General features: G+C 40.8%; 11 protein-coding genes. 7 read left to right on the top strand and 4 right to left on the bottom strand.

What is annotated here, in order from left to right; all coding sequences use genetic code 11:
• The first annotated feature begins 117 nt into the window (after positions 1-117).
• From HZB59_13760 to HZB59_13730, 7 genes are all read left to right on the top strand, one after another.
• The gene (locus HZB59_13760) at positions 118-462 is read left to right on the top strand and encodes a thioredoxin (protein ID MBI5022496.1); all 345 of its coding nucleotides are present in this window, start codon (positions 118-120) and stop codon (positions 460-462) included.
• Positions 463-475: 13 nt separating this feature from the next.
• The gene (locus tag HZB59_13755; GenBank protein ID MBI5022495.1) at positions 476-1,420 is read left to right on the top strand and encodes an FAD-dependent oxidoreductase; all 945 of its coding nucleotides are present in this window, start codon (positions 476-478) and stop codon (positions 1,418-1,420) included.
• A 160-nt stretch (positions 1,421-1,580) separates the two neighbouring features.
• Positions 1,581-2,912 (top strand): cytochrome ubiquinol oxidase subunit I, encoded by a 1,332-nt coding sequence (locus tag HZB59_13750; protein ID MBI5022494.1) that lies wholly within the window; start codon positions 1,581-1,583, stop codon positions 2,910-2,912.
• Between the two features lie 8 nt (positions 2,913-2,920).
• On the top strand, positions 2,921-3,967 hold the full coding sequence (gene cydB, locus HZB59_13745) for a cytochrome d ubiquinol oxidase subunit II (protein ID MBI5022493.1): 1,047 nt from the start codon (positions 2,921-2,923) through the stop codon (positions 3,965-3,967).
• Between the two features lie 85 nt (positions 3,968-4,052).
• Entirely contained in the window at positions 4,053-4,571 is a 519-nt protein-coding gene (locus HZB59_13740) for a hypothetical protein (GenBank protein ID MBI5022492.1), read from the top strand.
• Between the two features lie 104 nt (positions 4,572-4,675).
• The gene (locus HZB59_13735) at positions 4,676-6,826 is read left to right on the top strand and encodes a TonB-dependent receptor (GenBank protein ID MBI5022491.1); all 2,151 of its coding nucleotides are present in this window, start codon (positions 4,676-4,678) and stop codon (positions 6,824-6,826) included.
• A gap of 219 nt (positions 6,827-7,045) precedes the next feature.
• On the top strand, positions 7,046-7,708 hold the full coding sequence (locus HZB59_13730) for a rubrerythrin family protein (protein MBI5022490.1): 663 nt from the start codon (positions 7,046-7,048) through the stop codon (positions 7,706-7,708).
• A 149-nt stretch (positions 7,709-7,857) separates the two neighbouring features.
• Here HZB59_13730 and HZB59_13725 read toward each other — a convergent pair whose 3' ends face one another.
• The 4 genes from HZB59_13725 to HZB59_13710 are packed head-to-tail and all read right to left on the bottom strand — an operon-like array spanning position 7,858 to position 14,158.
• On the bottom strand, positions 7,858-8,634 hold the full coding sequence (locus HZB59_13725) for an NTP transferase domain-containing protein (GenBank protein ID MBI5022489.1): 777 nt from the start codon (positions 8,632-8,634) through the stop codon (positions 7,858-7,860).
• 9 nt (positions 8,635-8,643) lie between these two features.
• Complete coding sequence (locus tag HZB59_13720) at positions 8,644-9,495, bottom strand: pantoate--beta-alanine ligase (GenBank protein MBI5022488.1); 852 nt, start codon at positions 9,493-9,495, stop codon at positions 8,644-8,646.
• Entirely contained in the window at positions 9,492-11,162 is a 1,671-nt protein-coding gene (locus HZB59_13715) for a hypothetical protein (protein ID MBI5022487.1), read from the bottom strand. Before HZB59_13715 ends, HZB59_13720 begins: the two co-directional genes overlap by 4 nt.
• Positions 11,159-14,158, bottom strand: a complete 3,000-nt coding sequence (locus tag HZB59_13710) for a tetratricopeptide repeat protein (GenBank protein ID MBI5022486.1) — start codon at positions 14,156-14,158, stop codon at positions 11,159-11,161. The genes HZB59_13715 and HZB59_13710 overlap by 4 nt, the downstream gene beginning before the upstream one ends.
• Between the last annotated feature and the right edge of the window lie 7 nt (positions 14,159-14,165).

Genomic DNA, 14,165 nt, shown 5'->3' with positions numbered 1-14,165 from the left:
ATAATACTATCACCCACCCATATTTTCACTTGAATCCTTCATCCAAATTACCGCATCCAATCCACAGATTACTGAAATATTCTTAGATTCAAATTTTTGCAGAAGGAAAGAAATAATATGCTTCAAACAAATCTCACTCATCTTACATCCGAAGAAAAATTCAACCAAACATTAAAAGAGAATGAAAACGTAATGGTCTGCTGCGGCAGAATGGGACCGATGTGTATTCCGGTATACGAAGCTATGGAGGAACTTCAACCCACATATAAGAATGTCAAGTTCGCAGATATGGAATTTGATTCTGTCACTGGAAACGTAATTCGCAGTTTGCCGGAGACTAAAAACTTTAACGGACTCCCCTTCACCGTCTATTTTAAGAACGGAAAAGTGGTTAAAGCAACAAGCAGTATCCAATCGATCGATCAGATAACCGAAATATTAGACGCGAACTTTGGAAAGTAAACGCTGATTATTTATGAATCATAATCACTTTGATGTAATCGTAATAGGTGCAGGTCCTGCCGGTTTAACAGTCGGCATTTACCTTTCGCGCGGTAAAATGAAAACGCTGATACTGAATGAAGGCGCTGTAGGCGGACAAACTGTTCTTACGCACGAGATTGCGAATTATCCCGGCATCGAGAAGATCAGCGGATTTCAACTTGCGAGAACAATGAAAGCGCAGGCTCTCAACTTCGGATGCACAATAAAATCGAACGTTCGCATCACAAAACTTGAAATCGGAAACAATATCAAAACCGTTGAAATAAATGGGAAAGATTTATTCACTTCAGATTCGGTTATATTGGCGACAGGAGGAAAATCCAGGTCATTGAATGTGCCGGGTGAAGAAGAATTTAAAGGTAAAGGAATTTCGTATTGTGCAACATGCGATGGTGATTTTTTTCAGGATAAGAATATCATTGTTGTTGGCGGGGGCAACTCTGCGCTTGAAGAGGCGGTGTCGTTGACGAAATACGCAAATTCGGTTACCGTAGTGCATCAGTTTGATCACTTCCAGGCATTCCCGCAAGCGGTCGAAGAAGCCAAGAACAACCCTAAGATCAGGTTTCTGATGGAATCGAAAATCATTGAGTTTAACGGGAATGAAAGACTCGAGAAAGTAAAGATTCATAATCAATCATCAAACGAAATTATTGAAAAACCGATTGATGGAGTTTTTATTCTGATAGGTTATGAACCTAACACAGAAAAATTAAAAGGGATAATCGAATTGAATGAACGAAATGAAATCGTCACAAACGATAAGATGGAAACGAAAATAAGAGGTGTTTATGCTGCGGGAGATTCTACAGCAAAAAGATACCGACAGATAACCACGGCAGTTGCGGATGGAACAATAGCCGCGTTAGGTGCGATTGAGTATCTTAATACTAAGAAGTTTAAAAATGTTGTATGATATAATGATATATTTTCGATAACCACATCCTGCCTATTATTCGGTGACCAATTCTCGAGCATCGAACATCGTTTTCCGAAAAGTGATACTTTTGTATTACTAAAGGTTTATACTTATTATATTAAAATTTTCATTGTTACACCATCGAAGGTTTTAATTTATGGATGCACTGCTGATTGACCGACTCCAATTCGTTTTCACTATTTCGTTCCACTATCTCTTCCCTCAACTCACAATGGGATTGGCACTTTTAATTGTCATTCTGAAATATCTCGCCGTCAAAAAGAAAAACGAGCATTATAATAAAGCCGCGAGGTTTTGGGCTAAAATATTCGGCATCAATTTCGCAATGGGAGTTGTTACAGGTATTCCGATGGAATTTCAATTTGGAACCAACTGGGCGCGCTTCTCAACATTTGCAGGTGGTGTAATAGGGCAAACACTAGCTATGGAAGGAATGTTCGCTTTCTTCCTGGAATCAAGTTTCCTCGGACTATTTCTTTATGGGGAAAAGAAATTGGGTCAGGTCGGTCACCTCATATCTGCAATTCTCATCTTTGTCGGCTCATGGCTTTCCGGTTACTTCATAATCGCTACCAATGCTTGGATGCAACACCCTGTTGGTTACGCTTTTTCACCGGACGGTTCAGTTCATCTTACAAGTTTTTGGGAATTAATCTTGAATCCTTGGGCAGTATCACAATACGCACACAATATGATCGGCGCAGTTGTTACTGCCACCTTCGTGATGATGTCTGTTGGCGCATATTATCTTCTCTCCAAAAGAGATCTTGAATATGGGAAAACATTCATCAGAACCGGTATGATAGCCGGATTAATTTCGACAATTTTTCTTGCTTTTCCAACGGGTGATTTTGAAGCAAAAAATGTGGCAACTCATCAAGGACCCAAATTTGCCGCTATGGAAGGTTTATTTGAAACCAAGCAGGGCGCGGAACTTGTAATAATCGGTCAACCGGACATGGAAAAACTTCGCCTCGATAATCCTCTCCATGTCCCAAATCTTCTCAGCTTTCTGACTTATAACAGATGGAACGCGGAAGTAAAAGGATTAGATGCGTTTCCGCGATCTGATTGGCCCGACAACATTCCGCTCCTTTATTACAGTTATCATATAATGGTTGGTCTGGGAACAATTTTTATTTCGATCATGATTCTTTCAATTTTTCTTTATTGGAAGAAAAAGCTTTTCGAATCACGCTGGGTGTTATGGATTCTCCTGCTAAGCTTTCCATTCCCGTACATCGCTAACACTGCCGGCTGGATGACATCTGAAATCGGAAGACAACCGTGGCTTGTTTACGGATTAATGCGCACAGACGTCGGAACTTCAGCAACCGTTTCTGCCGGAAACGGATTATTTACATTACTCGGATTTTTAGGAATTTATTTTTTACTGGGCGTACTGTTTATACTCTTAGTCATCAGAACAATTAATAATGGTCCATCATCAACGACTGAGACTCATTAAAAAGGAATATGATTATGGAAATATTATGGTTTTGCATCATCACTTTTATGCTGGGAATGTATGTTGTACTCGACGGTTTCGATTTAGGGGTGGGTATTCTGCATAGAATTATCGGAAGAACCGAGGAAGAAAGAACAGCCCTCATCAAAACAATCGGACCTGTATGGGACGGGAACGAGGTGTGGCTTCTTGCCGCAGGTGGAGCGCTTTACCTTGCATTCCCGAAATTGTATGCCTCGAGCTTCAGCGGATTTTACCTCCCGCTTATTATTGTTCTATGGTTATTGATATTGAGAGGCATCGGGATTGAATTTCGTCATCTCATCCAAAATCCGATGTGGAAATCTTTTTGGGATAGTGTGTTTTCGATCGCAAGCATTTTGCTTGCAATTTTCTTTGGTGCCGCGCTTGGGAATGTTGTTCGCGGTGTACCTCTGAATCAGGATGGATATTTTTTTGAACCGCTCTGGACAACTTTCACTGTCATCCCCGAATCCGGCATTCTTGATTGGTTCACGGTAATAATGGGACTTGTTGCATTTTTCACATTATTATCACATGGGGCAAATTATATCGCGATGAAAACAGACGGAGTTCTTCAAACACGGGCAAGAACCGCTGCGAAATTATCTTGGTGGGGTGTTTTGTTATTATCGATAGTCGCCGTTGTTGCTACAACCGCTATCCGCCCCGATGTTTGGAATAATTATTCCGCCTACCCAATAGGGTACATCTTCCCTCTGGGAGGATTCATAGGTTTGGTTGGAATGTTTATGTATATTATTAAAGGAAAAGACACGAAAGCATTTATTTCTTCCTCGATATTTATTTTGATGATGTTATGCGCAACAGCATTCGGGCACTTCCCAAATCTTCTCATCGCATCTACAAATCGAAGCTATTCGATCACAGCATATAATGCAATTTCGCATGAATACGGATTGAGTGTAGGAATAATTTGGTGGATTATAGGAATTATTCTGACATCAGGATATTTTATTTATTTATATAGATCGTTTCGTGGCAAAATTTCATCGAATCAAAGCGGATATTAATTCCTGTTACGATTTATAATGATGTTCATTTCAAACCAAATTCCATTATTTTGGTAGTTAATCAAAAAAAGATTAATTTAGTAACGTGAACAGATCAATATCCATAATACTATTAATTGCGCTCACTATGCCATTGAGCGGACCGTTTTCATTCCTTCAATTCCAAAAATATTTAATAAAATATGATGTACGGCGGCAAATAATAAATGGAATGCCCAAATCCGAATTGAAACATTTTCAATTTTCGAAGGTTGAAGCAAATATAATTCCGGTATGGAAAGAACAGAATGAATTTGAAATTAATGGTGAAATGTATGACGTAGTTTCTTCCCAAGAATCGAGCGATTCTATCTTGTTCTGGTGCTGGCAAGATCGCGATGAAACCAAGCTCAACAAGAGATTAAAAACTCTTACTGATCAGAGGAGCGAAAATTCTCCTTTGTACCAAACTCAGATCAAACAAATCACCTCTTTCTTATCAACCTTGTTTTTTGTCGATAGAGCATTATGGCATGGTCGTTCACCATCAATCGAATTATTCACCCTCAATAATTCTTCACATTATTTATCTTACATAAAATCCCCTCCAATCCCGCCTCCTTAACCAACGCGGGAATTAAATTAAAATCATCATCAGATAAATGATTGAATAATCATATTCGATTATTTAGAACTGAATATTATTTTTATTAATAAGGATTGGCTTTCATGATAAAAAAATATTTAATAGGATTATTGTTCATTTTATTTCTACAAAATTCCTTCGCACAGACATTAAAAGACAGTGTTAAATATACGCTTGAACCGATAACCATTACTGCAACCCGCCTCACCGAGCCATGGATTGAAATTCCGCTCGCTGTTACACCTGTTGCCGGATTGGAACTTAACAAGAAAAAAGGGTACGGATTAGATGAAGTGTTGAGTATTGTTCCCGGTGTCCTTACTCAATCACGCTACGGAAATCAGGATGTGCGTATTGCGATTCGCGGTTTTGGGGCGCGCGGCGCCGGTGAACGTTCGAACGCCGGAACTTCGCGCGGTATACGCGTCATACTCGATGGTTTTCCCGAAACCGAACCCGACGGAAGAACCTCTTTCGATCTGATTGATCTCTCAAGTATTGAACGTATCGAAGTTATTCGTTCGAATGCATCCACCCTCTGGGGGAACGCGGCTGGCGGCATACTCAATCTTACATCGAACACCTCTTTTGAAAATCCATTTGCACACGTGCAATCATCATTCGGAAGTTTCGGCTACCGCAAAGAGTCGATGAATCTTGGCACGTTCATAGGGAACGGACGGTTTTTCTTATCGATCTCGAATATTAATTCCGATGGGTGGCGTGAGCACTCCGGCAGTACCCGGTCGTTCGTTAATACGGGAATAGTTTCATTACTGGGAGAGCGAACTACTCTCGGTATCTTTCTAACCGGATCGAGCAATTTATTCAGAATTCCTGGACCGCTCACTCAGCAGCAGTTCGATAATAATCCGAAACAAGCTCAAGGCGATACACTTAACTACAAACCTACATACCTTCAGCGAGATGAACGGCGCTTCAACCGGCTTGGGCGCTTAGGTGCACGATTATCTCACGATCTCGATGATAATAACGGAATTACCTTTTCGATTCATGTCAGCCCAAAATATCTTCAACGGTCTGAACGAAACACGTTCCGCGATTTCAACAGGTATCATGTTGGCGGCAACATCACTTATCAGAATCGGTGGGTCATGGATGATAAGATGAAAAATATATTTCTTCTCGGCACCGACGAAGCTTATCAGGATGGCTCAATACTATTTTACAGCTTGGTGGATGGAACTCGCGGGAGTAGTTTAAAAACCAACAAGCGCGAAGGTGCAAACAGTTTTGGTATTTTTGGACAGGATGAGTTGATGTTAAATAATTTTAGTCTTGTCCTCGGTGCTCGATTCGATGATGTTACATACTACAACGAAGATTATCTGAATCCGAAACTCAGCGCAACAAAATCGTTCTCACGCATAACACCGAAGGCAGGTATCACCTACAGGTTTTCACAGATGCACAGCATCTACGCCAATCTTGGCGGTGGAATTGAAATCCCTGCCGGCAATGAAACCGATCCGCCAAGCACGTTCGGTCAGGACACTATCACCTCGCTCAATCCGCTTCTCGAACCGTCACGTTCAACCACGATTGAAGTTGGAACAAAACATATCATCGCATTTGAAAATAATTTTCTCAGCACGATCACTTACGACGCAGCATTTTATTACATAGATGTTAAAAATGATATTATCCCGTACAGCGGTGGCAGGTTTTATTTTACTGCCGGTAAAAGCAGGCGCATGGGAACGGAGATAGGACTGACAGTTCAATCGACACATGGTATATCACTCCAATGTGCGTTCACAGTAACGGACAACATTTACAGTGAGTACATTATCGATTCAACCTATTATAATAAACCGGGCAAGTATAGAAATCTAAAAGATAATAAGATAGCGGGCATTCCCGGAATGATGTACAAGAGCACCCTGCGGTATTCTCCCACTTTCTTTGCGAATCTCTTCACTGAAATAAGTATACAGGGATTATCGAAATATTATGCCGATGACGGCAACATTCTTTCGGTTCCCGCTTACAATAATTTGAATGCCGTTATTGGAATAAACTCAATCGAGATTATTGCGGAAAAGTTATCTGTAAACGGATTCTTCGGTGTGAATAATATCCTCGACAAATCTTATGCTGCCTCAGCATTCATAAATCCCGACTATGATCAGGCGAAACTGAATCCGATATTCCTCGAACCGGGACTTCCCAGAAATTTCATAGGTTCGTTCGATTTACGCTGGAATTTCTAAATGGTATAATTTTACAAAATATTCAGAATAGCCGTGATTCTATTATTGATCACGGCTATAACTATTTAAATTACTTGGAGTTGAGAGATAATGGAAATTAGAGTTGACATTTGTAAAAATGGTTGTTAAGTTACTAATGGTTACTGAATCGATCGCTCTGCCTTACAAATAAACGAAATTCGGGTTAATTCATCGTCTTCTCTTAGAAAGAGGTATCGTATGAAACACATTCGAATCTTATCCGCCAATCAATCCAATCTCGTCACTACCACACTATTTTTTATTCCGTTGATAATTGTGCTTTACTGTTCCTGCAATGAAGAAGCGGTTTTGAAAAAAGAATCCAAACCAGAAGCAACTCTTCAACAGCTTCAAACGGTTTACGGAAAAACAATCCAACGAACTATAATTTACAAAGCTTTTTTGCAGGAAGCAGAAAAGAATAAATTATCTTCGATTGCGAAGTTGTTCCGTGCTCTCCTCCGTTCGGAAGAAATTCACTCACAGAATAATTTAATCCTCATGCAAAAGCATGATATTAAACCGGCTGCCACTAAAGCTGAAAATATTATTGTGGGAACTTGGAGGCAAACACTTAAGATGGCGTTAAGCATGGAAGAATTCGCCGTGAATTCTCTTTATCCAACGCTTATAAAAATGGCAGATTGCGAAAAATGTGTCGAAGCAGTTAAACAATTTCGCGCAGTTCAAGACGCCGAACGAAAACATGCAGAGCTATTACGCTATGCTCTTACGCAAGGAAAAGAAATGCCTTTGCTGACATACAAAGTTTGCCCCTGCTGCGGATATTTGCAGACGACCGAAGAGATCACCGAATGTCCGGCTTGTAAAAACGGTATTGATAAATTTGAAATGATTTAATAATAGAGGCTTCTGAAAAATTCTTTGACAAAAAGAAACTTTGTAACGCTGAGCTTGTCGAAGCGTGAAATTGAATCAAAACGTCATGGTTCGACAGGCTCACCATGACTGCTATGCTTTTTTTCAGATGTCTCCAATACTTAATAATATTATTTTTCAGCCGACATCCGCGATTGAAGAATTTTACGCGCTTCCTCTAATTGCTTCGCGTCGTTGATACCGCCGACTTCAACAGGATCAAGCGCTTTCACGGCAGACACCAACCATTCGTTCTTCCAAAACATCTCGAACACATCGGTGAGGTAATATTCTTTTTGAACATTATTCGGTTTGAGGTTCGGAAGAGATTCGAACAGTTTCGTCTTATCAAAAATATAAATACCGGAATTGATTTCCTGAATGGCTCTTTCTTTCGGTGTGGCGTCTTTATGCTCGACGATCTTCTTCACACTGCCATCTGTGTTGTGAACAATCCTACCGTAACCGGTTGGATCGGTCAAATCGGCAGTTAGGATTGTAGCAACGGCATCGCTTGAATAGTGATAACCGATCAATGCTTTAGTTGTTTTTTCCGTGAGCAAAGGAGCATCTCCGGATAAGACTAAAATATCACCTTCGAAATCTTTGAGAGGGTCAATTGTTTGCTGAATGGCATGTCCGGTCCCGAGTTGTTCTACCTGTTCAACAAATTCAACCTTATAACTTAATTTCGCGAAGTGATCGATAACCATCTGTTTTTGCCAGCCGACAATAATCAGAATTCTAGCCGCGCCGAGAGTTGATGCGAGTTCAACGACATATTCCACCATCGGTTTGTCTTCAATCTCGTACATCACCTTTGCTTTTTCAGTATTGTTCATTCTTGTTCCTTTTCCCGCGGCAAGAATAACAACAGCTAATGGTCTTTGTTTCTGAATTTCGGGCATACAATAAATTTAAATATTTATTAAAATATTGTCAATAAGTCTGGTCTTTCCAATTCGAACAGCGAGCGATATCAACACCTGCCGACCTTCTTCAAGTATTTCATATTCGTCCAAAGTTGAAGGATCGGCAATTGAAATATAATCGATATCCGCTGATTTCCTGGACAATATCAATTTACTCATATTCTCTTTGATGGTCAAGCAATTTCGTATACCTTTATTTATCAGATTTTCAGCTTCTTTCAAAGAGGCAAAAAGAACCGTGCTTTCAGATCGCTCGCTCGGCCTTAAATAAGTGTTTCGTGAACTCATTGCAAGTCCGTCGGGTTCCCGCATTGTGGGAGCAATGATTATTTTAACACCAAAGTTTAAATCCTGAACCATTCGCTTGATCATTATAACTTGCTGCCCATCTTTTTGTCCGAATATCGCGATATGCGGTTTCGTTATATTAAACAATTTCGCAACAATCGTGGTCACACCCTGAAAATGTCCCGGTCTCGATTTACCTTCTAACTTCGCACTAAGGTATTCAACATTTACTTTCGTTAGAAAATCAGACTGATAGATCTCGCTCGTGGATGGAACAAAAAGAATATCGGCTCCGGCACTTTCGGCTAATCGTGCATCACGAATAATATCGCGAGGGTATGAATGAAAATCTTCGTGCGGTGCAAATTGAGTGGGATTGACAAAAACTGTAACGATGATGATGTCGGCATTTTGCTTCGCTACTTTTATCAAACTTAAATGGCCGTCATGAAGATATCCCATAGTTGGAACAACTCCGATGATCTTGTGGTTCAATCTGATTTCATCTGCCTCAGATTGCATTGCGCCGATTGTTTCAATAATTTTCATCGGATGTTAAATTTTGCGTCGATAAGGAAAGATATACCGGGAGCGATGTAGCCGCTCCACCATTCATATTTTCTGTTGAAGATATTCGAAATTTCTAAAGAAATTAAAATCCGGGGAATAATCGTTGTTGATACGCCCGCATTTAGAAGCAATCTTTCTTTCAATTTGGTTGAACCATTGAGTGTTGCATTTTGCCTGCTCCAAAATTCAATGCCCGACCAAAGTGTAACAGGGTAATTTAAACTTATCTCTCCCCTTGCACCCATCTTTGCTAAAGGTATCATCGGAAGTTGAGTACTTTTTCCCCTTTCGTACGATGGCTGTAACACACCGGAGAGATGAATCTGAATTGGTTCGGTAGGATAAACAATTCCATCCAGATTGAGAATGAATTGTTCAGAATTCACATATACCAAATCAACAAGTCCGAGGTTCGACACCTGAACCGGTTTGCCGGAAGAAACCAAGGCATTGCCTTTAATTTCTACCGTAAATAATTCACTGTTGTACCAGAACCGGCTTCCGAAATTTACCGATCTTTCCTCGGGATTAACTATAATTTGGCGCATAAGATATGGATTAGAATTCATCAATTCATTATATGAATCAATATTCATTTCCGGTTTAAACCAAACGCTCAATTGTCTATCTCGGTCAATTTGCCATTGCAATGATGCGAAAGGACGAATGAATGTCCGACTGCCGCCGTTAGAATTACTTCCTTCGATAAACGATCCGCCTAACTCTAATTTCCAAATTGGAGTTAAATTCCATTGAGCGCCGATCAATACACTCAGCAGGGATGGTGTTTGAACCGGGTAATTGAAATTAAGCGATGAACTCTGGTAATGCAATCCTGTATTCAGATTCACTTGTCCAAAATTGATCCCATACGTTCCTTCAAATTTAGGTGAGACCGTTGAGCTGGAAAAATTGTTCAACGGATATATGTCTTTGATCGACCAAATATCAGTTGACAGGTTCAAATCGAGATATCCGGATTCGCGTTCTACCGAATGTAATTCTGCGGAAAAATTAACGGCGGTTCTCGACCTATCAACGGATGAATTTTTAATACCGTACAAACCGTATGAATCGTGGTAGAATTTTAAGCCACCAAGCGTTCGGAATGAACCTAGAAATGCGTTATCGGTTTCAACGAGTGCATAAGCTTTGAAATTCAGATCAATCGATTTTCCATCCGCATTGGTTACATGCCCGTTCGAAGTTTTCAATTCACCGTTACCGTATAATCCCCAATTATGTTTTTTATAATCAGCGTAAATGCTGCCATGAAGGGTCGCAAAACTCCCGAACGAACCTTGTGCAGAAAGATGAAACGGTACGAACGATTCTTCATATCGTGGAAGCGTTCCCAAAGGAAAAGCGGGACCTGTCCGCTCTTCGATCAGCGAACTATCGGGTAGTGATGCTTCGAATATTTCTGTCGAATATATTTCGCCCTTACGCGCGAACGGTAATGTTATCGCTTTCTTTCCTACAATCGTTATTTCAGGAATTTCCAATCTGGGCAACATTGCCGTGTCTTTTCGGACCGGTTGATCTTGCGCCACGCTTAGTGACCCACAAAAAAGAACAAGAATAAGTAATGCGTCGATAAATCGGAAATACGATTTTAAATTATTAGAAGAACGGATTGTTTTCATTTTCGCAACCTCCTGATTCTTCCTTCAGCATCTTTTTTGATTGCAGTATCTAAACCGGATTTGACAACCAGTTCGTATTCTGAACGAGCGGATTTTTTATTTCTTAATTTCTCGTAACAAGCTCCGGCGCCGAAATGCGCGCGTTCAACTAAAAGCGGATATTCCGAATATTGATCATAAACATCTTTAAATGCCTGGAGAGCATCGGCAGGTTTGCTTAATGAAAGATAATTGTCGCCCACCATCAACAGCGCTTCTGCGGCAACATCGTCATTTCTGCGTTTGATTATTTGTTCGAGAGTATCGAGCGATTTTCTATGTTGTTTCGAATTGAAATACACACGGGCTATTTGTAATCTGCTTCGATCGGCGAATATATCATCCGGCTGTTGATCGATCACTTTTTGAAAAGCGTTGATCACTTCTTCTTTTTTCTGCTGGTGCAAAAGCGCCAGGGCGTAATTGTAATCGGCTTCGGATAACAACGGAGAGTGGGGATATTGATCGCCGAATCTGCTTAATGATGCAGCCGCATTTTTATATTCCTTAGATTTAAGTAAATTTATACCGAGAGCCAGAGCAACATTCGGAGAAAAATCCATATCGCCGTATTCGAGAAGTACGCGTTGATAATACCGTGCCGCTTCGGGTGCGTTATTTTCCATCTCGTACGCGCGTGCGGTTTGATAATATGCTTTTGCCATCATATCTCGATTAGGTTTCATTCCAAAAAGTTTTTGATATTGAAGAACAGCGCCGCCAAAATCTCCCTGACTGAATAATATATCACCCTTCTTAAGAACAAGTTCCTCCTGTGAAATGCCTCCATTGGATGCAAGCATCAACGTATCGATTTCCGCCAATGCAGCTTTTGGTCTACCCTCAGCCTCGTAAGTGAATTGAAGTCCTTGCAGTGCATCGCTCATAAGCGGACTCGATGGGAATTCTTTTGTTACCCTTCCGTAATAAACGCGGGCGCTATCATATTGCTTTAAGTTGTAAAAGGCATCTCCCATATTGAACAAGACCCGCGGCATCAATTGAGTTTGCGGAAATAGATGGAATAACTTTCTGAACTCAGCGATTGCGTCGGTAAATTGATTTTTTGAAAAATAAGTCCAGCCGATATTGAATTGCACAACTTCGTTATATAACGATTCTGGGAATTTGGTGATGAAAAGACGGAGTTGTTCTATCCCTCGTTCCGATTCACCGCGTTGGATGTAAGCCATGGCGATTTGAAATTCCGCGTACTCAGCATATCTGCTGTTCTTTTTTACTTCCGCTACCGAGCCATAAAGTGAATTCGATTTTTCATATTCACCTAAAAAATAAAAACAATCGGCTTGCCTGAGTGTAGCTTCAAGAACTCTATCGTCATTTTTATTTTCATCTATGAATCTGCTAAAAGCGGCAGCAGCTCTGGAAAATTTCTTTTGCTCAAAAAGCGACCATGCTAATCCGTAAGACGCGTCAACTCTCTGCGGATTGTCGGTATGATTCTGAAGCGCTTTTGAATACGACAACTCTGCCTCGGAAAATTTTCCATCCTGATATAACGCTTCACCGCGCCATACTAACGCCTGTGGAGATTTCTTTTCATCCGGATATCTCTTTAGAAATTCCTCCAGCAGATCACTACTGCTTTTGAAACGTCCCAAATGGTAAAGGCAAACCGCCTCTTGAAACATTGACGGTTGCAGGTACTGCGTCTCGCCGTTTAATTGGCGGACGCGTGAAAAAGCATATTGTGCATTGGAAAAATCTCCTAACGCCATATTCGTTTCACCAAGCATTCTATACGAACGTGCACGGTTAATACTTTCGGGGAATAATCTCGCGGCAAGTTGAAATGCCCTGCGGGCTTCCTTATATCGCTTGGATCTATAATGAGTCATACCGATATGAAAATACGCATTCTCCGATATCCGATCGTACGGTGATTTCTCCGTCAATGATTCGAATCTGACTAAAGCATCAGGCTGCTTATCTTGAAGTAAAGCGAGAACCGCGCTTTGATACAAAGAAATAAATGCGAGTGAATCGTTTCCGGTTCCAAGAGAATCGAGTTCTTTTCTGGCTGCAGAATAATTTCCTTGTCTTAAATACGCCCACGCTAACCCATATCGCGCGTTACGGGTGTATTTACTTTTTGGGTAGCGATCAATAAATTGTGAGAAATCGATTTGTGCAGCTTCGTATCTGTTGGATTGAACGTTAGATTCGGCGCGGATTAACGAATATTCTTGTCTTTGCGGAGGTGATGGTTCAACATTTTCGAGAACTACAACTCCTTTTTCCGGCTCACCAATTCTCAAAAATATTGAAGCGAGACGAATCTTAACATTATTAATATATTGACTTGATGAATAATCGCGCAGTATCTGTTCGAGCAATTTAATTGCTTCGGTATACTTACCGGAACGCTCCAAGGACAGAGCCCAGCCGTAAAGTGCCAGATCGTGGTACAAGTAAGCGGCAGAATCTGCGTAGCATTGCTTAACATCGGATTGAGCACCCTCTTCGTTTCCAATTTCCAATTTGCACATCGCTCTCCAGAAAAATGCGGCACCGCGTTTAGGGTGATCCGGTACTTTTTCAAGAAATCGTGTCAGCATGGAATTTGATTCTTCAGTCCGAGAAATCTGGAAAGCACTTACTCCGTTCACGAATAAGGCAGAGCCGAAGTACACATCGTTCGGATAATCATCCATGAATTTTTTCGACCATTGATATGCGATCTCATATTCCTGATCCTCGAAAGCCGATTGGCTCAGAATAAAAAGTACATTCTTCTTATCTTCGGATGATGTTGCGGAATTCAATAATTCTTCTGCCTGTTGACGTGCCGCGTGATAACCATGGATATCCATCCATTGATCTGGAGACCGCTTACTCGATGGAAAAAGCGATTGCTCAACGGTCGGAACCTGCGCGAACACGCTAAAGAATGTTGAAGCAACTCCGATGCATATTACAAAATATTTTCTCATCATTCGACTC

It is taken from the genome of Ignavibacteriales bacterium (assembly GCA_016214905.1).
Taxonomy (GTDB): Bacteria; Bacteroidota; Ignavibacteria; order UBA10030; family SZUA-254; genus PNNN01.
The sequence above is the reverse complement of the archived record's forward strand: the minus strand, read 5'-3'. Positions and strand labels throughout refer to the sequence as shown.